The sequence below is a fragment of the uncultured Anaerococcus sp. genome, assembly GCF_963512375.1.
Classification (GTDB): domain Bacteria; phylum Bacillota; class Clostridia; order Tissierellales; family Peptoniphilaceae; genus Anaerococcus.
The window spans coordinates 43,339-67,981 of the sequence record NZ_CAUPMI010000006.1 but is presented as its reverse complement, the minus strand read 5'-3'; the positions used below and the strand labels follow the sequence as shown (position 1 = coordinate 67,981).

The 24,643-nt window shown below is 38.0% G+C and carries 24 protein-coding genes; 18 read left to right on the top strand and 6 right to left on the bottom strand.

What is annotated here, in order from left to right; all coding sequences use genetic code 11:
- Positions 1–60 precede the first annotated feature (60 nt).
- The 8 genes from RRB46_RS04075 to RRB46_RS04040 all read left to right on the top strand — a co-directional run bounded on the left by RRB46_RS04075 (position 61) and on the right by RRB46_RS04040 (position 9,259).
- Positions 61–423, top strand: coding sequence for a hypothetical protein (locus tag RRB46_RS04075; RefSeq protein WP_311537603.1), 363 nt, complete (start codon positions 61–63; stop codon positions 421–423).
- Entirely contained in the window at positions 413–2,185 is a 1,773-nt protein-coding gene (locus tag RRB46_RS04070) for an acyltransferase family protein (RefSeq protein WP_311537601.1), read from the top strand. Before RRB46_RS04075 ends, RRB46_RS04070 begins: the two co-directional genes overlap by 11 nt.
- A gap of 224 nt (positions 2,186–2,409) precedes the next feature.
- Positions 2,410–3,780, top strand: a complete 1,371-nt coding sequence (hydA, locus tag RRB46_RS04065) for a dihydropyrimidinase (RefSeq protein ID WP_311537600.1) — start codon at positions 2,410–2,412, stop codon at positions 3,778–3,780.
- Complete coding sequence (gene xdh, locus RRB46_RS04060; RefSeq protein ID WP_311537599.1) at positions 3,780–6,413, top strand: selenium-dependent xanthine dehydrogenase; 2,634 nt, start codon at positions 3,780–3,782, stop codon at positions 6,411–6,413. The genes hydA and xdh overlap by 1 nt, the downstream gene beginning before the upstream one ends.
- A complete protein-coding gene (yqeC, locus tag RRB46_RS04055; protein WP_311537598.1) occupies positions 6,406–7,107 on the top strand; it encodes a selenium cofactor biosynthesis protein YqeC in 702 nt (233 codons plus the stop codon). Before xdh ends, yqeC begins: the two co-directional genes overlap by 8 nt.
- Positions 7,097–7,669, top strand: coding sequence for a nucleotidyltransferase family protein (locus RRB46_RS04050; protein WP_311537597.1), 573 nt, complete (start codon positions 7,097–7,099; stop codon positions 7,667–7,669). The genes yqeC and RRB46_RS04050 overlap by 11 nt, the downstream gene beginning before the upstream one ends.
- Positions 7,662–8,465, top strand: coding sequence for a selenium-dependent molybdenum cofactor biosynthesis protein YqeB (gene yqeB / locus RRB46_RS04045; RefSeq protein ID WP_311537596.1), 804 nt, complete (start codon positions 7,662–7,664; stop codon positions 8,463–8,465). The genes RRB46_RS04050 and yqeB overlap by 8 nt, the downstream gene beginning before the upstream one ends.
- Positions 8,462–9,259: an XdhC/CoxI family protein gene (locus RRB46_RS04040; RefSeq protein ID WP_311537594.1), complete on the top strand. Its 798-nt coding sequence runs from the start codon at positions 8,462–8,464 to the stop codon at positions 9,257–9,259. The genes yqeB and RRB46_RS04040 overlap by 4 nt, the downstream gene beginning before the upstream one ends.
- 32 nt (positions 9,260–9,291) lie before the next feature.
- Here RRB46_RS04040 and RRB46_RS04035 read toward each other — a convergent pair whose 3' ends face one another.
- The 4 genes from RRB46_RS04035 to selD are packed head-to-tail and all read right to left on the bottom strand — an operon-like array spanning position 9,292 to position 12,297.
- On the bottom strand, positions 9,292–10,428 hold the full coding sequence (locus RRB46_RS04035; RefSeq protein ID WP_311537593.1) for an aminotransferase class V-fold PLP-dependent enzyme: 1,137 nt from the start codon (positions 10,426–10,428) through the stop codon (positions 9,292–9,294).
- Complete coding sequence (locus RRB46_RS04030; RefSeq protein WP_311537592.1) at positions 10,418–10,681, bottom strand: DUF3343 domain-containing protein; 264 nt, start codon at positions 10,679–10,681, stop codon at positions 10,418–10,420. The genes RRB46_RS04035 and RRB46_RS04030 overlap by 11 nt, the downstream gene beginning before the upstream one ends.
- Positions 10,675–11,274: a sulfurtransferase-like selenium metabolism protein YedF gene (gene yedF / locus RRB46_RS04025; RefSeq protein WP_311537591.1), complete on the bottom strand. Its 600-nt coding sequence runs from the start codon at positions 11,272–11,274 to the stop codon at positions 10,675–10,677. Before yedF ends, RRB46_RS04030 begins: the two co-directional genes overlap by 7 nt.
- A 9-nt stretch (positions 11,275–11,283) precedes the next feature.
- Entirely contained in the window at positions 11,284–12,297 is a 1,014-nt protein-coding gene (selD, locus tag RRB46_RS04020) for a selenide, water dikinase SelD (RefSeq protein WP_311537590.1), read from the bottom strand.
- Positions 12,298–12,481: 184 nt separating this feature from the next.
- Here selD and RRB46_RS04015 point away from each other — a divergent pair, with 184 nt between their 5' ends.
- From RRB46_RS04015 to gloB, 10 genes are all read left to right on the top strand, one after another.
- On the top strand, positions 12,482–13,645 hold the full coding sequence (locus RRB46_RS04015) for an aminotransferase class V-fold PLP-dependent enzyme (RefSeq protein ID WP_311537589.1): 1,164 nt from the start codon (positions 12,482–12,484) through the stop codon (positions 13,643–13,645).
- Positions 13,626–13,850, top strand: coding sequence for a DUF3343 domain-containing protein (locus RRB46_RS04010; protein WP_311537588.1), 225 nt, complete (start codon positions 13,626–13,628; stop codon positions 13,848–13,850). The genes RRB46_RS04015 and RRB46_RS04010 overlap by 20 nt, the downstream gene beginning before the upstream one ends.
- Entirely contained in the window at positions 13,847–14,614 is a 768-nt protein-coding gene (locus RRB46_RS04005; RefSeq protein ID WP_311537587.1) for an acyl-CoA dehydratase activase, read from the top strand. The genes RRB46_RS04010 and RRB46_RS04005 overlap by 4 nt, the downstream gene beginning before the upstream one ends.
- On the top strand, positions 14,611–15,762 hold the full coding sequence (locus tag RRB46_RS04000; RefSeq protein WP_311537586.1) for a double-cubane-cluster-containing anaerobic reductase: 1,152 nt from the start codon (positions 14,611–14,613) through the stop codon (positions 15,760–15,762). The genes RRB46_RS04005 and RRB46_RS04000 overlap by 4 nt, the downstream gene beginning before the upstream one ends.
- Before the next feature lie 137 nt (positions 15,763–15,899).
- Positions 15,900–16,769 (top strand): DegV family protein, encoded by an 870-nt coding sequence (locus tag RRB46_RS03995; RefSeq protein ID WP_311537585.1) that lies wholly within the window; start codon positions 15,900–15,902, stop codon positions 16,767–16,769.
- Positions 16,770–16,920: 151 nt separating this feature from the next.
- Positions 16,921–18,372 carry an IMP dehydrogenase gene (gene guaB / locus RRB46_RS03990; protein WP_311537584.1) on the top strand — a complete coding sequence of 484 codons (1,452 nt, stop codon included), beginning with the start codon at positions 16,921–16,923 and terminating at the stop codon, positions 18,370–18,372.
- A 152-nt stretch (positions 18,373–18,524) separates the two neighbouring features.
- The gene (locus tag RRB46_RS03985) at positions 18,525–20,456 is read left to right on the top strand and encodes an aconitate hydratase (RefSeq protein WP_311537583.1); all 1,932 of its coding nucleotides are present in this window, start codon (positions 18,525–18,527) and stop codon (positions 20,454–20,456) included.
- Positions 20,457–20,458: 2 nt separating this feature from the next.
- A complete protein-coding gene (locus RRB46_RS03980) occupies positions 20,459–21,457 on the top strand; it encodes an isocitrate/isopropylmalate dehydrogenase family protein (RefSeq protein WP_311537582.1) in 999 nt (332 codons plus the stop codon).
- 1 nt (position 21,458) lies between these two features.
- Complete coding sequence (locus RRB46_RS03975; protein WP_311537581.1) at positions 21,459–22,790, top strand: citrate synthase; 1,332 nt, start codon at positions 21,459–21,461, stop codon at positions 22,788–22,790.
- Positions 22,791–22,824: 34 nt separating this feature from the next.
- Complete coding sequence (gene gloB, locus RRB46_RS03970; protein ID WP_311537580.1) at positions 22,825–23,517, top strand: hydroxyacylglutathione hydrolase; 693 nt, start codon at positions 22,825–22,827, stop codon at positions 23,515–23,517.
- A gap of 31 nt (positions 23,518–23,548) precedes the next feature.
- On the opposite strand, the gene RRB46_RS03965 is transcribed toward gloB, so the two are convergent.
- Together RRB46_RS03965 and RRB46_RS03960 are read right to left on the bottom strand one after the other, a co-directional pair.
- Positions 23,549–24,091, bottom strand: coding sequence for a DNA-3-methyladenine glycosylase I (locus RRB46_RS03965; protein ID WP_311537579.1), 543 nt, complete (start codon positions 24,089–24,091; stop codon positions 23,549–23,551).
- Between the two features lie 2 nt (positions 24,092–24,093).
- A complete protein-coding gene (locus RRB46_RS03960) occupies positions 24,094–24,621 on the bottom strand; it encodes an MGMT family protein (protein ID WP_311537578.1) in 528 nt (175 codons plus the stop codon).
- Between the last annotated feature and the right edge of the window lie 22 nt (positions 24,622–24,643).

Below are 24,643 nucleotides of genomic sequence, written 5' to 3'. Positions count from 1 at the left end.
ATGGTATTATGAAAGAGATTTTTACAAGCAATTACCTATCATAGGGAAGAGGATATATGGATGGATTATAAAAAATATTTATCATATTTGGCAAGCCTTTGTCTAGGCCTAGTTGTTATTGGTCTTATTTATTCATTTGCAAAGCCAAAGACAAAGTCTGTAGCAAATTATAAAATTAATGAAGACCTTACTTATACTGGCATGATCTATAAGGATAAGTTTCAAGGCGAAGGTGTCCTTAAGACTAAGGATGGCTTGTTAAAGGCTAGCTTTGATGAGGGAAGACCTGTGGGAGATTTTGCCTACAAGGCCAGTGATTATTATTATTTTAAGGTTAAAGATCAGGTGATAATTAAATTTAAAGATGGAAAGACATACAAAAAAGCAGATGGCAAATGGGAGGAGATAGACAATGAAGGTTAAGGGTTTAGATTATCTTCGTATCTACGGCATAGGAATAATTTTAATATACCACCTTTTTAAAAACATCCTTCCAGCTGGTTTTTTGGGTGTAAATATAATGTTTGTCCTTTCAGGTTTTCTTGTAAGCTACCATCTACTAGATGAGATATATAAAAAGGACGGTCTTGATTTAAAAACATATTATAAGAAGAGATTTGTAAGGATTTTCCCAGGCCTTTTCTTTATGGTATTTGTCATAAGCCTAATGGCTTTTTTTATCAATAAGGACTTCACGGTCAATTATTTTGATCAATTCCTAGCAAGTATCTCTTTTAATAGCAATATTTACGAAATTTTATCAGGAGGGTCTTATGAGTCCCAATTTATAAGCCACCTCTTCCTTCATACTTGGTTTTTGGCCTTGGAAGTACATTTTTATCTACTTTGGCCACTTGTAATGAAAATAATCTATAAAATAAGCCAGGGAGAAAGGAATGCCTTTTCAAAGAGATTTTTACTAATGAGTGGGACTTATTACCTTTTAAGTCTAGGCTTTACTATAGGACTTACCATCCTTAATAAGGACAGGTCCTTTGTTTATTTTTCAGACTTTACTAGAAGTGCATCTTTCTTTGCAGGATCCTTTTTGGCTTGCTTTGTAAAAAGATATGGTTTTAGGAGACTTCCTTTTAGACAGCTTAGTGTTTTTTCTGGTCTTCTAATCCTTGTAATGTCAATCTTTCTATCCTATGACAATGACCTTACCTATTTGATTGGATTTTTTATAACAGATTTACTCACCTGTCTTGTAATCTTAGCAGCTGTACCAAATAAAAGAATGGAAGAGTCGGAAATTATAGGGAAGATTGCATCCTACACCTATCCTATTTATCTTTTTCATTGGCCAATATTTGTAATAATGGAAAGTACTTTTGAAAAGCCCCTAGCCTTACTCTTAACAGTGATTCTTACGGCGATTTTTGTTCTAATCAACAATCACATCTTCGAGCCATTTTTTAGGGGAGAAGAGATAGACCTTAAAGCCTATAAGCTAAATCCTGCTGGAGGTCTTAGGATAGCCTCTCTAACAAGTCTTATCTTAATTTCTTTCATCTCTGCAAGAAGCCTATCACTTGCATCAGATAAGATGGTAAGTCTTGAGAAACAAATGTGGCTTGGAGCCCTAGATCAAGACCTTGGAAAGATTGCTAAGGATAAGAAAGATTTAGATAGAAAGCTTATAGAAGAAGAAAATCCTAAAAAAGCCCTAGAAGATAATGATTTAAAAGTAACTGTAATCGCTGATTCAGTCCTACTTGGCAACAGGCAATATATAGAAGAAACCATCAAAAATACTTCTGTAGATGCCGAAAAATTCAGGCTACTTGAGACAGGTGCTGATATAATCGAAAGCTACAAAAAAGCGGGAAGCCTTGGGGATATAGTTGTCATGGCCCTTGGGACAAATGCCAAGGCAGATCCTGTAGACTCTCTCGAAAACATAATAGATGCCTTACCAAAGGGCACAAGGCTAATCTTAGTTTCCTGCTATGACAATAGGTATGACCAGCCCCACAGGGTAAGTCTTGCCATGCAAAAGATGGTCAAAAAATATGACTTTATAACCTATATGCCATGGGAAGAACTAGCCATGGACCACCCTGAATACTACAAGGGCACAGATGGTGTCCACTATTATGGAATCATGGATGCCTACGATGCCTACAATAGCCTGCTTGAAAAAGCTATTTTAGAAGCAAGTAAAAAAGAAGGAAAAAAATAAAAATAAAAAATATCAACTCCAACTATAAAGGATGGTAGTTGATATTTTTTATTAATAAAACTTACAAATTTTACAAGGAAAGTCTTTAAAAATCATAAAAAAATATTCAAATACCCCTTATCAAATTCTATAATTTATGATAAAATATATATAAGTGCAAACGTTAACTTATATTAATGTTTAATTTTTAGTGATATGTTACATATCATTTGTGAGGAGTTTTGATGAGTATTTTACTTAAAAATGCAAAAATTATTGGAGAAGACGGTTTTCTTCTTCGTGATATCTATATAGAAGATGAAAAGATTATAGAAATTGCTGAAAATATCAAAAGGGATGCAGATAGGATTATTGACCTTAAGGAAAGTCTAACTATGCCTGGTGGGGTGGATGTTCATACCCATCTGTCACTTGATCTTGGCAAATTTATTTCAATTGATGATTTTTATACAGGCACAAGGGCAGCAAGCTTTGGAGGAACGACTTCAATTGTTGACCATATTGCCTTTGGTCCTAGGGGGAGTCTTGTTTCAGATGAGATTGATAAATATCACAAGATGGCTGGGGGTAATGCTGTAATTGATTATTCCTTCCACGGAGCTATCCAAGAAGTTACTGACCATATTTTAGATGAAATAGAAAAACTTTTTAATGAGGGAATCGTTTCTACAAAGATTTATACAACCTATGGAGGGATGCTTGATGACAAGCACATGCTAAGGGTCCTTCAAAAGGCAAAGGAAACAGGAACTGTTGTTTGTGTCCACTGCGAGAATGACGGAATGATTGCAGAGCTTAGAGAAGAGGCAAAAAGTGCAGGAAATCTTGCTCCAATCTACCATGCCAAGACTAGACCAGCAGAGGCTGAGGCAGAAGCTATTAATAGGCTTATTTATCTAAGCGAAGTAGCTGGTTTTCCAAAACTTTATATAGTTCATACATCATCTGCTCTAGGTCTTAGAGAAATTCAAAAGGCAAGGGCTAGAGGTGTGAAGAATCTATATTGTGAGACCTGCACCCAATATTTGACCCTTACAGATGAAAAATACCTAGAGGGCGGGGAAAGCCAGGGAGTTAAGTATATATGCGCACCACCACTTAGGAAGCAATCTGATGTAGATGCCCTTTGGGAGGGAATTATAGATGGCACAGTCGATGTGGTTGCGACAGATCATTGTCCATTTTTCTATGAAAGTGAGAAGCTTCCTTATAAGGATGATTTCCTAAATGCTCCAGGCGGTATTCCTGGAATTGAGGAGAGGATGGAAGTTGTTCTAACAGAAGGGCTTAAAAGAGGCGTTTCTCCAAAGAGGCTAAGGGATTTACTATCTACTAATCCCGCAAAAATCTTTGGTCTAGGCCACAAAAAGGGAAGCCTAGAAGTAGGAAAGGATGCGGACATAGTTGTTTTTGATGAAGAAAAATATACTATTAGCCAAGCAAATCGTCACTCTAACTGTGATTATACGACCTATGAGGGTTTTGAAAGTGACTTTAAGGTAAAGATGGTTCTTTCTAGGGGAGAAATCATCTTAGAAAATAGTGAATATAAAGCCGAAAAAGGCCGAGGCAAATTTATAAAGAGGAAATTTTAATGACAAATATATTAATTGGCGAAAGACTCCCGAATGTGGAGCCTTTCCTTGTGAAAATAAATGGAAATACTTATGAAACTTACGAAGATAAGAGCCTTTTGAGGTTTTTGAGGGATGATTTACATATTACATCTGTAAAAGATGGATGTTCCCAAGGAGCTTGTGGGACTTGTTCAGTCATAGTTGGAGATGCCAAAAAACTTGCCTGTACCCAAAGATTATCTAAACTCAAAGACAAGGAAATCCTTACCATAGAAGGTCTAACAGAACTTGAAAAAAAGGCCTTTGTCCATGCTTTTTCAAAGGCTGGAGCTGTTCAATGTGGTTTTTGTATACCAGGTATGGTCATGAGTGGGGCAGCCATTATAAGAAAAAACCCTAATCCAACTAAGGATGAAATAAAAGAAGGTATCAAGCAAAATATTTGCAGGTGTACAGGTTATGTCAAAATTATAGAGGGTATAAAGCTTGCCTCAGAAATTATAAACGGATCTATTGAAATGACTACAGATGAGTATGACAGGGTCAAGGTTGGGGATGAATTTATTAGAATAGATGCCCACGACAAGGTCCTAGGAATCGGCGAATATGTCGATGATATGATTTTTGATGATATGAAGGTAGCTTCTGCCATTAGGAGCAAATATCCAAGGGCAAGGATTTTAAAAATTGATGCAAGCAAGGCTGAAGCCCTCGAAGGCGTATATGGAGTCTTGACAGCTACTGATGTACCAAACAATAAGGTTGGCCATATCTTTCAAGATTGGGATGTATTTATAGCTGAGGGAGATATTACAAGAAGCCAGGGCGATGAAATTTGCCTAGTTGTAGCTGAAAATGACAAGATTTTAGAAGAAGCTAAAAAACTTGTTGAAATAGAATATGAAGAGCTAGAACCAGTTTCATCTATAGCAGAAGCAGAAAATCCAAATTCTCCTTTTGTCCACCCTACAGGCAATCTTTGCCAAGAGCGTCACGTAAGTCGTGGTAATGCAGAAGAAGCCTTTAAGAAATGTAAATATATAGTCGAAGAAACTTATACCACACCTTTTACAGAGCACGCCTTCCTTGAGCCAGAATGTGCAATAGCTGAGCCAATGGGGGATGGGGTCAAGCTTTATACTACAGACCAATCTGTCTATGATACCAGAAAAGAAACCCTAATCATGTTTGGTTGGGAAGATCAACCAGAACGTGTTGTAGTTGAAAATAAACTTATAGGTGGTGGTTTTGGTGGTAAGGAAGACGTTTCCTGCCAACACCTTGCAGCCCTTGCTGCCTATAAATTCCAAATAAGGGTAAAAATTAAATTTAGCCGTGACGAATCGCTTAAATTCCATCCAAAAAGACACCCAATGATAGGAACCTTTAAGCTAGGCTGTGATGAAGAAGGAAACTTCCTAGCCATGCAGGCGACTATAAAAATGGACACAGGAGCCTATGCTTCTCTTTGTGGACCTGTTTTAGAGCGTGCTTGTACCCACTCAGTTGGCCCATACCACTATGAAAATACTCAGATAGATGGCTATGGTTATTACACAAACAACCCACCAGCAGGTGCCTTCAGGGGCTTTGGAGTTTGCCAATCAAACTTTGCCTTTGAAAGTAATATAAATCTTTTGGCAGAAAAGGTAGGAATTTCTCCTTGGGAAATTCGCTACAAAAACGCTATAAGACCTGGAGAAGTTCTCCCTAATGGACAAATTGCAGATTCATCGACAGCCCTTGTAGAAACTCTTGAGGCTGTTAAGGATGTCTATGAAGAAAATATCGACAGAGCAGGTATTGCCTGCGCTATGAAAAACGCCGGTGTAGGTGTTGGTCTTCCTGATAAGGGTAGGGCAAAGATAAGAATAGAAGATGGTAAGGTAAATATTTACTGTGCAGCAAGTGACCTTGGGCAGGGAGCTCAAACCGTCTTTAAGCAAATGGCTCTAGATGTCCTAGGTTTAAGATTTGATCAGGTAAATATAATACATCCAAATTCAGGAAATTCACCAGACTCTGGTACATCTTCAGGTTCTCGTCAAACTTTGATTTCTGGTGAAGCAATCAAGAAAGTTACAGAAAAGCTTAAGGTAGATTTGGATAAGGTAGATGATATTAAAGAGCTTGAGGGAAAAGAATATTTCCACGAATATTTTGACCCAACAGACCCACTAAATTCTGACAAAGAAAATCCAGTTAGCCACATAGCCTACGGTTTTTCTACAAATGTGGTAATATTAAATGATGATGGAACAATAAGAAAGGTAGTGGCTGCGACAGATGCAGGCAAGGTTATAAATCCAAAGGCCATCGAAGGCCAGCTTGAAGGTGGTATAGTAATGGGGCTAGGCTATGCTCTTACAGAAGATTTTAAACTTGATAAGTCCAAGGTTAAGGCTAAATATGGTAATCTTGGCTTATGGAGGGCACCAATGATACCTGAAATTGAAACGACCTTCGTAGCTAAGCCAGACGATGAACTCCTAGATAGGGCCTTTGGTGCCAAGGGTGTGGGAGAAATTGCGACAATTCCGATAGCCCCAGCTGTTCAAGGAGCCTATTACAAGCTAGATGGAATCCTCCGCAGGGATTTCCCAATGGTAGAAACTGCTTACAGCAAGCCAAAGAAGAACTTTAATGTATAAAATAGATGAAATATTTGATATAAAAAAGCATGATATAATTTCCATAACAGGAGCAGGGGGCAAGACTAGTCTTATGGCAAGTCTTGCCCTTAGCTTGTCAAAAAAGGGAAGGGTCCTAGTCACAACTTCGACCAAAATCGCCCTGCCTAAAGAAGGTTTTGATAGGCTTTTTACAAGTTTTGATGCTTATTTTGATGATAAGGACGCCAAGATTATCTGCTTAGGAGAAAAAGTCCCTGATAAGGATAAGCTAGCAAGTATTGGCTATAAAAATCTTTCGAAAATCGTAGGTGATTTTGATTATGTTTTGATAGAAGCAGATGGTTGTAGAAATATGCCTCTTAAATTTCGGTACCCTCATGAACCTGTAATCTATGATTTTACAACAAGAGTTATAGGCATCCTACCAATTAAAATCATGGGAAAAGTGACAAAGGATGATTTTATTTATAACTACCAGGGCTTTTCAAAAAATATAGGGACTGGTATTATAGATTCTAAGATTATTAATAAATTAATAGCCTATGACAAGGGCTTTTACAAGGGATTTGAAAAGGAGAAATATTTTTTCTTCAATCAAGTAGAAAGTAAGTCAGACTTTTATAGGATAGAAGAATTTAAGAAAGAATTTAACTTTGCTGATATAAAACTAAGATATGGATCACTTAAGGAGGGAAAATTTTATGAAAATTAACGCAATACTAATGGCATCTGGACTTTCAGAAAGAATGGGCCAAAATAAACTTATGTTAGATTTTAAGGGTAAAAAGATTTATGAGCACACCCTAGACCTCTTAGAATCTCTAGACTTTGACAAGGTAATAGTTGCATCATCCTATGAAGAAATATTAGAAGATGCCAAAAATAGGGGCTTTATTAGTCTAGAAAATGATAATAATACTATTGGCAAGTCTTCCTCAATAAAATTAGGAGTTGAAGCTAGTGATGAAGATAGTGCGATGATGTTTTTTGTGGCAGACCAACCACTCCTAACTAAGGAAACATGCCAGAAATTAATAGCAAGTTTTAAGGAAAATCCTCAAATGACCTACCCTGTTGTAGGCCTTAGGAGGGGAGCACCAGTTATTTTCCCACCAAGCTTTAGAGATAAACTCCTAAGCCTAAAAGAAGACCAGGGTGGGATGATCTTTGCCAAGGATAATCCAACCAATAAGGTAGAAATAGGTTCAGAAGATGAGCTTTTAGATATTGATAATATCGAAGCCTACGAGAGATTAAGGCATGACCATGAATAAAAATCTAGTAATAGTAAGGGGTGGCGGAGATGTAGCCACAGGGACTATCCAGAAATTAAATAGGGTAGGCTTTGATGTTTTGGTTCTTGAAATCGAAAGACCAACTTGCATAAGACGAAATGTGGCGGTAGCCCAGGCTATCTTTGAAGGAGAGATCCAAATAGAAGATATAAGGGCCCTTAGATGTGAAAATATAGAAGAAATTAAGAGGGCCTTTAAAGATAATCTTATAGCTGTAGCAGTAGACCCTGAAGGCAAATGTATAAAAGAACTGAAGCCCCTATGTGTGATTGATGGAATCCTTGCTAAGAAAAATCTAGGCACAAATAGGGATATGGCACCTATTACCATAGGTCTGGGTCCAGGTTTTGAGGCAGGAAGTGATGTAGACCTAGTAATAGAAACAAATCGTGGTCATGACCTAGGTAGGCTTATATTTACTGGTCCTGCAGCTGAAAATACAGGTAATCCTGGTAATATCAACGGATTTACCACAGAAAGAATCCTAAGATCCCCTGCTTCTGGCAAGGTCCATATCATAAAGGATTTGGGCTCTGTTGTAAAAAAAGGCGATGTTGTAGCAAAGGTTGCTGGTAAAGATGTCCTAGCAGGTCTTGATGGGATGGTTCGAGGCATGATAAATGAAGGCTTGGAAGTTTTTCAAGGAATGAAAATAGGAGATGTAGACCCTAGGGTTATTCCTAAAAATGCCAAAACCATATCAGATAAGGCAAGGCTAATAGGAGGGGGAACTCTGGAAGGACTTTTGATATTAAAAAGAAGGAAGGGCCTATGAAAGCAGAAATTTTAGATCTAATCTATGAAGAAAATAAAAAGGGAAAAGACGCTGCCCTCGTCTTTCTTATTGAAAATAAGGGGTCAACCCCAGGTGAGGATAATTCCCTCATGGCGGTCTTATCTGATGGAAAATCTTTTGGGACAATAGGTGGAGGAAAAATCGAAGCGGATGTAATTAGAAGAACTCTCGAAGGCTTTAAAGATGGCAAATCTTTTGAATTTGACTACAATCTTTCAAAAGATGGCGAACTTAAGATGTCTTGTGGGGGCAATTCTCGTGGCTTTGTCAAATATTTTAAGGCATCAAGCCGCCTTATAATCTTCGGTGCAGGCCATGTATCACAAAAGCTAGCAAGGATTGCCACTAAGACTAATTTTGAAGTAACAGTTATAGATGATAGGGAAGAATTCAAAGATTCTCCTGACTTTGCTGGCATAAAGGAATATCTGGCAGAGTCAATTGATGAAGCCATATCTAAAATTGACTTTGATAAGGAAAAAACTTATATAGTCCTTTGCACCAGGGGCCACAGCCTAGACGGGCAAGTTTTAAGAAATATTCTAGCTAAGGACTATAAGTATCTTGGAATGATAGGCTCAAAAGCTAAGGTAATATCTGTCTTCAAAGATCTAGAAGAAGAAGGCTGTGATAGGGATAAGCTAAATCAAATCTACACCCCAATAGGCCTAGATATAGACAATGGATCAGTAGAAGAGATAGCCATATCCATAATGGCTGAAATCTTGATGATTAAAAACAAAAAATCTGGCCAAAGCCAGAAATTTAATTAGAATAAGCTATGAAAATAGACCCGGCTTCGGGTCTATTTGTATGTTTGAGCAATTTCTTTTACAGCCTTAATAGCCTCTTCCACTTCATCATCAGTGTTAAAATATGAAAATGAAAACCTAAGAATACCTTGATTTTCTGTGCCAAAGTGCTTGTGGATAAGGGGAGCACAGTGGGCTCCGGGTCTTACTTGGATATTATAGTCCTCATCTAGGATTAAAGCTATTTCATCAGATGGGATAGATCCTATATTAAAGGATACGATTGGACTTTCTAGGTTTTTCCAAGCTTTGGAATAAAATTTTATATTTTTTATATTTTCTATTCCCTTATAAAATCTTTTAGCTAAGCTAAGAGTTTTATCATTTATTTTATCTATTCCTGTATCAAGGATAAAGTCTATCCCAGCCTTTAGGGCGATTTGTCCAATAAAATTTGGAGTTCCAGGCTCAAAGATTTGCGGGAAGGAATCCGGCATGCTTTTAGCAAATGAATTTATACCGCTTCCACCGGATAGGACTTGTTTGAAAGCAAAGCTTCCATTTTTTATAAGCCCCCCAGTTCCGCTTAGGCCGTAGAGGGACTTATGGCCGGTAAAGGCAAAGAGGGAATTTTCATATTTTCCCATATTTATATCAACAAGTCCCAGGCTCTGGGCTAGGTCCACTATCATTATAAGGCCATTTTCTCTTGCAAAGTCATAGAGCCTATCAAGGTCGTTGACATTGCCTAGAAGATTTGATGCCGAATTTACTACAAGGTATTTTGTATTTTTTTTAAGCAAGCTTGGAAGGTCCTGGTATTTTAGATTGAAATTTTCATCAAAGTCTAAAAATGAAAGGCTAGCACCACTTTGGTAGAGGGGACGAAGGATGGAGTTGTGTTCTGTAGTCGTAGTTATTACATGGTCATCCGCCTCTATTAGGCTAAGGATAGCAAAATTTAGGGCATAAGTAGCATTTGGGCTAAAGAGTATATCGGAAGGATTTTCTATATGGCAGAGTCTTGCCAAAGCCTTCTTACTTTCAAAAATTGCCATCATAGTATTTTGAGATAAAAGATGACCTGACCTTGATGGATTGCCAAAAGATTCAGTTTCTAATATCTCGATTAGCTTTTCTTTAACTTGGGCTGGTTTATGGAGACTTGTTGCAGCATTGTCAAAATACATATTTTTCTATTAGCCTCCTTCCATTTTTACCTTTTCCCATTAGAAAAATCCCGTCATAATCATCTTTCGTAAGTATTTTCAAAGCCTTATCCAAATCTTCTTTCCTAATCCTTAGGGCAAAGCCACAGCCTGCATCTATTTCTGGAGGCAGGGGAATGAGCCTTGCCTTTTTGAAATCTTTGACCTTATCAAGGGCCCTGGCTGGGTCTTCGAATTTAGCAAAGGAGAAGAGGATAAATTCTTCTCCTAGCATGGGCTTACTACATGGTGGCTTCTTAAAATTTCTACAATCTTGTACATATTTGTAATCTCACCTACAGCTAGTTTTTCTTTAAGCTTGTAATTACCTAGGCAAAGGCCGCAAGAAAGGATTTCTACACCCTTACTAGCTAGATTTTTGAGATCTTCGATAGTTTTCTCATTATCGCTTGTTAAAAATACTCCTCTATTGTAGAAGATTACCTTTTCTGGGAGGACATCTTGTTCTGTAAGGGCATAGATGAAGCCTTCAAGTAGGCTCTTAGAAAATTCTTCATCGCCTTTTCCCATCCTATCATCAGATATAGCCACAACATATGATGATGTATTCATGGTTGGGGCATCATCCATGATTTCGCAAATCTCTTCAAGATTTTTCTTTAAACTTACCCTATAGACTCCATCTTCGATTTTCTCGCAAGCTGATTCGATTTTTAATTCTTTGGCCATTTTTGCAAGATTTTGTGTAGCAACTTCATTATCTACAAGGATCTCAAAGTCTGTTTCATCTGGATTTTCCTTAATTAGCTTCTTGGTTTCTATAACTGGTATTGGGCAAACTTTTCCTAAACAATCAATTTTTTTCATAATATCTCCTTATTTTACAATAACATCATAAGATCTCTTCTTCATCACTTGGCCTATTTGCCAAAGATCTAGGCCTTGTTTATTAAATTCATTTATAATTTTTTCTGCCTCTGATTTACAGGCTGCCACACAAAGGCCACCTGATGTTTGTGGGTCAAAGAGGACTTCTTCCATGGCAAAGTCATCAATCATAAATTCTACCTTATCTGCTAGGTAGGACCTGTTATTTTGACCGCCTGATGTGTAGAGAAATTTTCCGGCAAGGTCCTTAGCAGGACTTAGGATTGGGACCTTCTTGCTATCTATTACTATAGAATAGTCATCTCCTGCCATCTCTGACAGGTGGCCCAAAAGTCCAAAGCCTGTGATATCTGTAGCGGCGTGGATATGGTAATTTACAAATATATCCCTGGCATACTTATTAAGCTTAGCCATTTGGCTAACACAAGCCTTAAAATCATCCTCACTTACAAGGCCCTGGGCATAGTTTGCTGTGACTAAGGCTGTGCCAATTTTTTTAGTAAGTAAGATGACATCGCCATCTTCTGGAGTATTATTTTTCCAAATCTTAGATTTTTCTACCTTGCCTGTCACAGATAGGCCGTATTTTATGGTCTTATCGTGGATAGAATGGCCTCCTGTAAGGCTTGCCTTAGCCTCAGTAACCTTATCATTGCCTCCACGAAGGATTTCTCTTAATATAGCAAAGTCCTCTTCCAGCGGGAAGGTTACAATATTTAGGGCAGAAATAACTTCGCCCCCCATGGCATAAACATCGCTTAGGGCATTGGCTGCAGCGATTTGCCCAAAAAGGTATGGGTCTTCGACCATGGTAGGGAAAAAGTCCAATGTCTGGATTATACAAGTCTTACCATCAATATCTATAACAGCTGCATCATCCTTCTTGTCAAAGCCAACTATTATATCATCCCTCCTGTAGGGCTTTATATCCTTTAATAGGGAATCTAAATTACCAGCGGCAATTTTCGCATTGCAACCACCGCATACTTCTAAATTTTTCATAAGGCCTCCTATTAATATTTTACCAATTATTAGCAAAAATGAAATGGACTTGCAAACAATACCATACGAGTTTGATAAGCATTATCAAAGACTTGGAATATAAATATTTGAATCTAGTAAAACGTTTGACAAGATGGCTGATATATTAGATAATAGTGGGGGGATATAAAGATAGGGGAAGAATATGATTTATTTAGACAATGCAGCCACAAGCCTTATAAAACCAGACCTTGTTAAGGAAAGGCTTATGGAAAATTTTGATAAAATTGGAAATCCTTCTAGGGGTTTTAATAAAATAAGCCTAGCAAGCCTTCATATGGTTTTAGATACTAGGAAAAAACTTGCAAGACTTTTTAATATTAAGGATCCTAGAAGGATTGCCTTCACATCCAATGCTACAGAGGCTCTAAATATTGCCATATCTTCTTTTATAGGCAAGGGAGATCATGTTATAACATCGGTAATTGACCATAATTCAGTCCTCCGTCCCTTATATCTTAAGGAGGCTGAAGGAGCAGAAATATCCTTTATAGATTTTAAGGATAGGAAAGAGGGTCTACTTAATTATAATTCGATAGAAGCCATGATTAAGCCTAATACCAAGGCCATAATCATAAGTCATGTTTCAAATGTCACTGGCAATATCACAGATTTGGATTTTTTATCTAAGCTTTGTAAAAAACATGGCCTTCTCTTAATCGTAGATGCTGCCCAAAGTGCGGGCCTTCTTGATATAGATGTTGAAAAAATTGGTATTGATTGCCTTTGTTTTACAGGTCATAAGGCACTTTTTGCCATGCAGGGCATAGGGGGAATATACATAAGAGAGGGGCTTGTTCCCAAACCTATTAAGGTGGGCGGTGCTGGCTTTGCATCATTTGATAAAAATCATCCAGAAGAGATGCCAGATGCCCTCGAGGCAGGCACCCTAAATGGCCACGGGATTTTATCCTTAAATGCTAGCCTAGATTACATAAATGAAACAGGTCTTGCTAATATTAGAAAGAAAGATACGGATTTACTTTCATACTTTACAAAGAGACTTGAAGAAATCCAAGATATTGAAATATTTGGAGCTAAGGATTTGAGTAGTAGGGTTGGGATAGTAGCTCTTAGGTCGTCAAAAATTCCTTCAGATAGGCTAGCTCAAATATTATCTGATGACTATGACATAGCCACAAGGTCTGGTGCCCACTGTGCTCCCCTTTGCCACAAGGCCTTGGGGACTGATTCTGATGGTCTTGTGAGGTTTTCCTTTTCATATTTTAATGAAAAAGAAGAGATTGACCAAGTAATCTTAGCCCTTAAGGAAATTTTAGGAGAAAAAGATGATAGTAATAAGTTTTGATACAACAACTGATGCCATGATGATGGAAGATTTTGCTAAAGCGGGTAATTTTGGGGGAAGGCTTATCCCTATCCCTAACCAAATATCAGCAGGATGCGGCCTAGCCTTTGAGGCAGAAATGACAGATATAAATCAAATAAAAAAGATTTTAGAGGAAAAAATGGTCGTTTTTGATAAAATATATGACCTGGGAGATGTCAAATGAATTATGTAGGCATAGATATAGGCTCAACTGCAAGCAAGGTCTCTGTCATAGGCGATGAAAACTTTAATTTTGTAAGCCCGACTGGCTGGTCTTCTAAGGAAGTGGCAGGTGACATTAAAACTAGACTCCTTGAAAGGGGCATAGATGTCACAAGCGATCAGACCCGTGTAACAGCTACAGGCTATGGTAGGGTAAGTGTTGATTATGCTGACTTTGTAATTACAGAAATAACCTGCCATGCCAGAGGGGCCAGGGTTCTTTCAGGAAGCGATAATCTAGCTGTAATAGATGTTGGTGGCCAAGACACCAAGGCTATCCTTATCGAGGATAAGCTGGTATCGGAATTTCAGATGAATGACAAGTGCTCTGCTGGCACTGGCAAATTTATCGAGGTCATGGCCAATAAGCTAGGCCTTGGCATAGATGAATTATTTGATCTAGCTAAAATTGGAGAGCCCCTAGCAATTTCATCTATGTGTACAGTTTTTGCTGAAACTGAAATCACATCCCTTATTGGCGAGGGTAGGAAGAAAGAAGATATAGCAGCAGGAATTGTAGGCTCTGTCGCCCAAAAGGTTAGGCAGATGTATAACAAAATTGGAGAAAGCGATGATCTTATCCTAACGGGTGGCCTTTCAAATGTATCCTACTTTGCAGAGGTCCTCTCAGATTTAATTGGCAAAGAAGTAAAAAATGTAGAAAATGGACAATTTGCTGGCTCTCTTGGAGCAGCATACTTAGCTAAGGAGAAGAAAAAAAGATGAATGAAGTAATAAAAGATTTACCAGATATATTTGATGAATTTGCTGATGCGAGGAAAAATGCCTTTTTAAGTGTAAAGGAATTAAAGGATAAGGATATACCTCTAGTAGGTGCTTATTGTACATATTTTCCAGTAGAAATCGCCTGGGCAGCAGGAGCTGCGACAGTGGGCCTATGCTCAACTAGTGATGAAACTATACCAGAAGCAGAAAAAGACCTACCAGCCAATCTATGCCCACTTATAAAATCATCCTACGGATTCGCCAAAACTGACAAGTGCCCCTTCTTCTACTTTTCTGATGTCATAGTAGGTGAGACAACCTGCGATGGAAAAAAGAAAATGTATGAGCTAATGGATGAAATAAAGCCAGTTTATATGATGAACCTACCAAATAAACAAGATGAAAAGGCTAAGAGATATTGGGCAGATGAAGTAGCAGAATTTAAGACCTATATGGAAGATAAGCTAGGCGAAAAAATCACAGAAGAGAAATTAAGATCAGCTATAAAGCTTGGCAATGATATAAGAGATGCCCAGAAAAATATTGCCCAGACCATGAAGCTTGACCCAACACCAATGTCAGGTCTAGACCTCTTTCATGTCACCTACGGGACCCAATTTAAGATGGATAAAAAAGGTCTTGCAGATGAAATAAATGCTCTTGCAAAGAGAATAGTCGATGAGTACGACCCATCTGCTAGGGAGAAAAAGCCAAGAATAGTTGTAACGGGCTGTCCAATGGGTGGAGCTACAGAAAAGGTAATCAAGGCCATCGAGGATAATGGTGGAGTGATAGTAGCCTTTGAAAATTGCTCAGGAGAGAAAAATTTCGATAGAAATGTAGATTTAGAAGCTTATGATCTAATAAGATCGCTAGCTGACAGGTACATAGACATAGGTTGTTCAGTAATGAGCCCTGATACCAATAGATTTGAACTTTTAGGCAGATTAATTGATGAATATAAGGCGGATGGAGTCGTGGAAATGGACCTAGTAGCCTGCCACACCTACAATGTCGAAAGAGAAAAAATAAAAAGATTTGTTCAAGAAGAGAAAAATATTCCATACACCTACGTAGAAACAGACTTCTCATCCCAAGACCTTGGCCAACTCAATACAAGAATGGCCGCCTTTATAGAAATGCTATAGGATAATATTTCCTCTAAAAAAATTAGATAAGCTATGTATTATAAATAATTTCAGGACAAATAATATCTTTATAAGCAAATTATGGTATAATACATACAAACAATCTAATTTTGATTATATAAAGATAGAGGTAAAATATGAACGATTTTTGTTTACTAGGAGATTCTTGTATAGACTTTGACATGCAAGAAATAAAAGATAAAGATATAAGATTAATCCCAATAAATACAGTTCTAGACGGGGTTGAGTATGGCATAAATAAAGAGAGTATTAGCCTAGATAAATTTTACGAGCTTGTTAAAGAAGGTAAAAAGCACACAACTGTAGCAGCCAATCCTTTAACCTATGAGGAATACTTTAGGAAGGTACTTGAAGAAGGAAAGGATATCTTGTATGTAGGATTCTCATCTGGCTTATCTTCATCTTTTGCAAATGCTTCTATAGCTTGTGAAAACCTAAGAGAAGAATATCCAGATAGAAGAATAGAAATAGTGGATACCCTTGCTGGGTCAATCGAAGAGAGTCTAATCTTAGATATGGCCTACAAATTAAAGGTCAAGGGCCTAGACATGATTGAGATTAAAAAAATCCTTGAGGAAAAAATACCTTATATATGGGTAGAATTTGTGGTTGATGACCTAATGTACCTACAAAAGGGTGGCAGGCTTTCAAAAGGCAAGGCAATCATAGGTCAAGCTATGAAAATTGCCCCAATCCTAGTTACAGATAAGGATGGAAAGATAACCCAATATAAGAATGTAAGAGGTAGAAAAAAAGCTATAGCTAAGGTCCTAAAAGATATTGAAGAAAATATAGACACAAGTATTTGTGATGAAGTTTATCTATCATATTCATCTAATAGGCAAGAAGCAGAAATTATTAAAGAGGAATTAGAAGATTTAGGCATCTCTAAAGTAAATCTTTACGAAATGAGCCTAACTATAGGTGCCCACACAGGTCCAGATACCATAGTTTTTGCCTACGCATCAAAAAAAGCAAGAGAATAATTACTAAAGGAGCTAATTTATTTTTAGCTTCTTTTTTATTTAAAATTCCCTAGACTTAAAATTATATCAAAGTATAGTAAGAAAAATAATTATTCCAGCTTATATTTAGCCAGTATTGGCTAGGTAAATTCAAAAAAGAAAAGAGGTTATTATGAAAATTATTGGAGACGGCTTAACATTTGATGATTTACTATTAGTACCAGGTCCTTCAGAGGTTCTACCTAATGAAGTTGAAGTAGGAACTAGATTGACTAAGAAGATCAAGCTCAATATCCCACTCATGTCTGCATCCATGGATACAGTTACAGAATCCAGGATGGCCATAGCTATGGCTAGACAAGGTGGTATAGGTATCATTCACAAAAATATGTCTATAGAAGAACAAGCTCGAGAAGTCGACAGGGTTAAAAGAAGTGAGCATGGGGTTATTACAGATCCATTCTTCCTTCATCCATACAACACTCTTGCAGATGCCCTAGAAATCATGTCAAATTACAGGATTTCAGGTGTACCAATAGTAGATGATCAGATGTATCTTAAGGGAATTTTAACCAACCGTGATGTAAGATTCCAAGAAGACCCAAGTGTAATTATTGATGATATAATGACAAAAGATGGCTTAATAGTGGGTCATGTTGGAATTTCAATGACTGATGCTGTCAAAAAGATGGAATCTGGCAAGGTTGAAAAACTTCCAATAGTTGATGATGATTTCAAACTTAAGGGTCTTATCACCATCAAGGATATAGAGAAAACTCGCCAATATCCAAACTCAGCTCGTGATGAACACGACAGGTTATTAGTTGGTGCAGGTGTTGGTATTACAGGCGATATGATGGAAAGGGTCGATGCCCTAGTAGAAGCAAAAGTCGATGTAATTGCCCTAGATACAGCCCACGGCCACTCTAAGGGAGTTATGGATGCTGTAAGAAAGATAAAAGCTAAATATCCTGACCTTCAAGTTATAGCCGGCAATGTTGCCACAGGCCAAGCTACCAAAGACCTCATAGAAGCTGGAGTAGATTGTGTAAAGGTAGGTATAGGTCCTGGTTCAATTTGTACAACTAGGGTTGTAACTGGTGTCGGTGTTCCACAAATCTCAGCCATTATCGATTGCTATAAGGCAGCTAAGGAATATGACATTCCAATAATAGCTGATGGTGGTGTTAAATACTCTGGTGATATTACAAAGGCTCTTGCTTGTGGGGCAAGTGTAGTAATGGCAGGTTCTCTCTTTGCAGGTACTGAAGAATCTCCAGGAGAGACAATCATGTTTGAAGGTAAGCAATTTAAGGAATACCGCGGCATGGGCTCTCTTGCAGCTATGAAATCAGGATCAAGCGATAGGTATTTCCAAAATGATACCAAAAAATATGTCCCAGAAGGAGTAGAAGGTAGGGTAGCCTACAAAGGATCAGTAGGTGATGTCATCTACCAACTTCTAGGAGGCCTTAGGTCAGGTATGGGATATGTCGGAGCTCAAAATCTAGTAGAACTAGAAGAAAAAGCAAGATTTGTCAAAATAAGCCCAGCTTCTCTTGTAGAAAACCACCCACACGATATCCAAATCACAAGAGAATCTCCAAACTATACTAAAAAATAATTTTCATAAATCACTCTGTCGCTTAAGACTCATCTTTTGTGGCGGGGTGATTTTTCTTTATCAATTCGTGGATAAATATTAGATGGTATTTCTAAAAATTCAAAGTATAATACCCACTATACGATATCACATTAAAGTAAAAAGGAGTACATATGGCTTTATCATTAGCTATGAAAATATTTAAAAATCACTTACTAAAAGGAGAGCTTAAAACAGGGGAAGAAGTCGCAATAAAGATCGACCAAACCCTTACCCAAGATTCGACAGGAACTATGGCCTACCTCCAGCTTGAGGCAATGGATATAGAAAATGTCGCTACAGAAAACTCTCTTGCCTACATAGATCATAATATTTTACAAGCAGGTTTTGAAAATGCTGATGACCACGAATTTATAAAGTCAGCTGCCAACAAATATGGAATTACTTTCTCAAAGGCAGGAGCAGGCATCTGCCATCAGGTAAACCTAGAGCAATTTGCCAAACCTGGTCAAACCCTCTTAGGGTCTGACTCCCACACACCTACAGCCGGTGGCCTTGGCCAGCTTGCCATAGGGGCAGGAGGCCTTGAAGTGGCAGTTGCTATGGCTCGCGGCTTTTATTTTGTAAAAGTCCCTAAGGTATTTAGGGTAAATTTGACCAAGAAGCTAAATAAAAATGCCAATGCCAAGGACATTATCCTCTATATCATAGGCAAGCTTACCGTAAAGGGTGGTACAGGCTATATCATGGAATATACAGGCGAAGGGGTTAAGAGTCTTTCTGTTACAGACAGGGCAACCATCTGCAACATGGGAGCAGAGCTAGGTGCGACCACATCTATTTTCCCATCAGATGAAAATACCCTAGCCTATCTAAAGAGCCAAAATAGGGAAGAAGATTATGTTGAAATATCTGCTGACCCAGGAGCCTTTTACGATGAAAATATAGACATAGATTTAAGTAAGATAGTGCCAGCTGTAGCCAAGCCACATTATCCAGACCAATATGCAGTGGTGGGCAATCTAGAAAAGATAAAGCTTGACCAAGTTGCTATCGGTTCTTGTACAAATTCTTCTTATATGGACCTCATGAAGGTAGCTGCTATTCTTGATGGCAGGAAGGTTCACCCAGATGTATCCCTAGTTATATCACCAGGTTCTGCTACAATTTTAGAAAAGATTTCAGAAAATGGTGCCCTTGCTACAATGATAAAGGCTGGAGCAAGAATCCTAGAATCAGGCTGTGGCCCATGTATAGGTATGGGTCAGGCACCAAAATCAGACGGAGTTTCCCTAAGGTCCTTTAATAGGAACTTTAAGGGTAGGTCTGGCACCATGGATGCGAAAATCTATCTTGCAAGCCCAGAAACATGTGCAGTAAGTGCAGTCCTAGGCTATATAGCAGATCCTAGCGAGCTTGACTATCAGGAAAATTTCCCAAAAGATGTAGACTTTAACCATACAGATGCCTATTTTATAAGACCAGAAGATGACCACACCAAAAGAATCAAAGAAACAATTAAGGGTAAGAATATCAAGCCTTTCCCAAAGGCAAGTAAAGCAGGCGATATAGATAAAAAGGTAGTCTTTAAGGCAGGAGATGGAATAACAACCGACGATATCTGCCCATCAAATGCTAAGCTTTTGCCATTTAGGTCAAATATTGCCTATTTATCAGAATATGCCTTCACAACCAAAATCGACGACTTCAAGAAAAGATGTGAAGACATGGATGGTGGGGTCATCCTTGCAGGTGAAAACTATGGCCAAGGCTCATCCAGAGAGCACGCTGCCCTAATTCCTCTATATCTTGGAATAAAGGCAGTTGTTGCCAAGTCCTTTGCTCGTATCCACAGGTCAAATCTAATAAATAACGCAATTCTTCCACTAGTATTTGAAGAGCCTGCAGATTATGACAAAATTGACGAATACGATGACATTAGAATTGTAAATATGGAAGAATCTATAGAAAAAGATTCCTATATCTTAGAAGATTTGACTAAAAATATCAAGATAAAATTAAAATCAGATTTTTCAAATAGAGAAAAGCAAGTTCTCCTAGAAGGAGGCTACCTAGCTTATGCTAAAAATTTAGTATTGGAGTAAGTATGAAAGTAACACTAATAAAGGGTGATGGTATAGGCCCCGAAATAAGCCAAGCTATGAAGGAAGTAGTAGGAGCCCTAGACCTTGACCTAGAATTTGAAGAGATAAATGCAGGCCTTTCCGTCTTTGAAAAGGAAGGCACCTATATACCAGAAGCTCTCTTTGAATCCATAAATAAAAATAAAATCGCCATCAAAGGCCCAATCACAACACCAATTGGCCATGGTTTTAGGTCTATAAATGTAGAATTAAGGAAGAAATTTGACCTCTACGCTAATATCAGACCAATCAAGGCCCCAGGTCCATTAGAGTTAAAATTTGATGGTGTAGACATGGTAATCTTCAGAGAAAATACAGAAGACCTCTACGCAGGAGTTGAAGAGCAAATTTCAGACAATGAAGCCCACTCCATAAAGATAATCACAAGAGATAAGTCAGAAAGAATTATAAGGGCTGCCTTTGACTATGCCCAAGCTCAAAATAGGAAAAAAGTGAGTGTCGTAACCAAGGCTAATATAATGAAACTAACTGACGGACTCTTTCTAGATGTTGCAAGAGAAGTAGCCAAAGCCTATCCAGATATAGAAATGGAAGAAATCCTAGTCGATAACACTGCCATGCAGATGGTCATGCACCCAGAAAGATTTGATATTATTGTCACAGAAAACCTCTACGGCGATATCCTATCAGACCTTGGAGCAGGCCTTGTAGGCGGTCTTGGCCTCATGCCTGGAGTAAATAAGGGTAAGGATATTGCAATCTATGAATCAATCCACGGCTCAGCCCCAGATATAGCTGGCCAAAACCTTGCCAATCCTATTGCCATGCTCTTAACTCTCTGCCTAATGCTAGATGATATAGGAGAAAATGCCAAGGCAGCTAAGCTGAGATCTGCAATCTATAAGACCCTATCAGATAAGGCAAATTACACAAGAGACTTGGGTGGTTCTGCTACTACAAAAGAAATCACTCAAGCGATAATCAAAAATTTAGGGGTCTAGAATGGAAATTAATAAATACGCAGGCCCTATCAAAGAACTAAATAATATAGACAAGAGTCTCTATGACAAATTTGATATAAAAAGGGGCCTTAGGAATAAAAATGGGACAGGAGTCCTGGTTGGCATAACCAAGGTGGGGGATGTTTGCGGCTATAAGATAGAAGATGGCAAGAAAATCCCCGCCCATGGCGAGCTTTACTACAGGGGCTATCCTCTAACAAAGCTTGTAAAAGATGTTGAAGATACCCACAGGCTTGGCTTTGAGGAAGTAATCTATCTTTTGATTTTTAATAGCCTAGCCCAAAAAGAAGAGCTTGATAGCTTTAGGGAAATTCTAGCATCAAATATGACCCTACCAAGGGGATTTTTTGAAAATACTATTCTTAACCTCCCAGGTACAGACATAATGAACAAGATGATGGGTTCAATGCTAGCCCTTTATACCTATGACAAGGACCCAGACAATACATCTATAGAAAATGTCCTAGGCCAATCCCTATCGCTCATCGCCAAGATTCCTCTCCTTGCCATATATTCCTACCAGGCAAAACTACATAAATTTGGCAGAGAGTCGCTCATAATCCACAACCCAAGCCCAGATAAGTCAATTGCAGAAAATATTCTCTCCATGCTAAGACCTGACCAAGCTTATAGCAAGAAGGAAGCAGAAATCCTAGACCTCTTGCTTATAATCCATGCAGAGCATGGAGGAGGAAATAATTCAGCCTTTGCAACCCACGTAGTCTCCTCATCAGGCACAGATACCTATTCATCAATTGTAGCTGGCCTTGCCTCTCTCAAGGGCCCTAGACACGGAGGAGCCAATATAAAGGTAAGCAGGATGCTTGATAATATTAGGGAAAATATTAAGGACACTGAAGATGAGTCAGAGATTAAAGCCTACCTAGAAGATATCCTAGATAAAAAGTCCTTTGATAAGAAGGGCTTAGTCTATGGCCTAGGCCATGCAGTTTATACCCTATCAGACCCTAGGGAGCTTCTCTTAAAAGAGAAGGCTAGAGAGATAGCAGAGATAAAGGGCAGAATGAAAGACTTCCTTTTTATAGAAAGGGTTGAAAATATTGGAGCAAGGCTTATCAAGGATAGGAAAAACATGGCCTATCTTCCATGTGCCAATGTTGACCTATATTCAGGTTTTGTCTATGATATGCTAAATATTCCAAAAGACTTGTATTTACCAATCTTTGCTATAGCAAGGACAGTAGGTTGGTGTGCCCACAGACTCGAGCAAATCGAAGATGAAAAGATTATTAGGCCTGCCTACAAGTCTTTAAATGACAAGAAAGAATATATACCAATGGATAAAAGGTGAAAAGATTGGGTATAAGGTATTCTAAGGAGTTTATATGAAAGTTTCTTATATAAAAGCATTTGAAGACAATTACATTTGGACCATAGAAGAAGACAAGGACATAATATTAGAAGATCCAGGCGATTCCAAGCCTGCCCTTGAATATTTAGATGGTAAAAATCTTGTGGCAATCTTACTTACCCACAAGCACCTAGACCATATAGGCGGGGTAGAAAAGTTAAAGGCAAAATATCCTTTTGCTAGAGTATTTGGACCTATAGAAACAGAAAATCTAAATGATAAGACCCTAAAAGAAGGAGATACTTTTAGCCTTTTAGGCTATGATTTCAAAGTAATAAAGACAGCTGGCCATACCTATGACCACATTTCTTACCTTGTAGATGGCAGACTATTTTGCGGAGATGCCCTATTTTCATCAGGTTGCGGAAGAGTCTTTACAGGAAGATTCGACTTATCTTTTAAGACAATCGATAAAATAAGGTCTCTTCCAGAAGAAACCCTAGTCTACCCAGCCCACGAATATACAATAAAACATCTAACATCATCCAAAAATATAATTAAAGAAGACTTCATGGATGAAGAAATAAAAAAGGCAAAAGAAAGCCTAGCTTTAGGCAAACCGACCCTTCCAACAAGTATAAAAAGAGAATGGAAGATAAATCCACTATTTAAGGCGAAGGATCCTGAAGAGTTTAAAGTCTTTACTAAACTTAAGAATATGGACTAAAAAAACTCCCCAGCTTAGAATAAAATCTAAGTTAGGGAGTTTTCTTTAGGAAACAGTCATCATCATGAGAATTTATAAAGCCTACCGCCTGGAGGAAGGAATATATTGTCGTAGATCCTACAAATTTCATGCCACGTTTTTTAAGATCCTTTGATAGCTTATCAGAGATTTCTGATGTGGTCTTGTCATTTTCATAGATAATCTCATCTCCCACAAAGCCTTTTAAGTAAGCATAAAAAGACCCAAATTCTTCTTCAATTTGTTTGAAAACCTTGGCATTACTAATACTAGCCCTTATCTTTAGCTTATTTCTGATTATATCAGGATTATTTAAAAGCTCATCTATCTTTGTTGCATCATAGATTAGTATTTTTTCTAAATCAAATCCATCATAAGCCTTGCGGAAGGCCTCTCTTTTATTTAGGACAATCTCCCAAGAAAGACCTGCCTGAAAGGCTTCTAAAATAAGCATCTCAAATAGATAGTCTTCATCAAAATTAGCCTTTCCCCACTCCTCATCGTGGTAGATCACATAGGCAGGGTTATTAGGATTTACCCAAGAGCATCTTTTCATAATTATTTTCCTTTCTTTGGCATTTTAAATTTAGCCATATCATGGCCTTCTAGCTTCAGTAGCTCGTACTTATTATCTATCCCTCCTGCATAACCTGTTAGGCTCATGTTGCTCCCAATTACCCTATGGCAGGGGATGATTATAGAAATAGGATTGGCTCCAACAGCCCCACCTACAGCTTGACTAGACATATTTTTTATTTCTCTTTTCTTGGCAATAAGTCTTGCAATTTCCTTGTAGGTCATGACCTTACCATAGGGGATGGTAAGGAGGATTTCTATTACACTTTTCCTAAAATCACTCATTTCTGGAAGGAGAAATTTAGGGACAAAACCTGGGTTTATTCTTTTAAAATATAAGTCTAGGAAGCTAGTGGCCTCCTTAAAATTTTCGGGCTTATTTTTTAGAAAATCATCCTCATCAAAAGGAAAGGCATTCTCAAAATAAAGACCAGTAAGAATATTTCCTTCAGAAGTCATAATTATATTATCAAAATTTCTTGGAGTATAGTATCTATATAAGTAATTCATTTTCTTATTTTCGCTTTCAAAA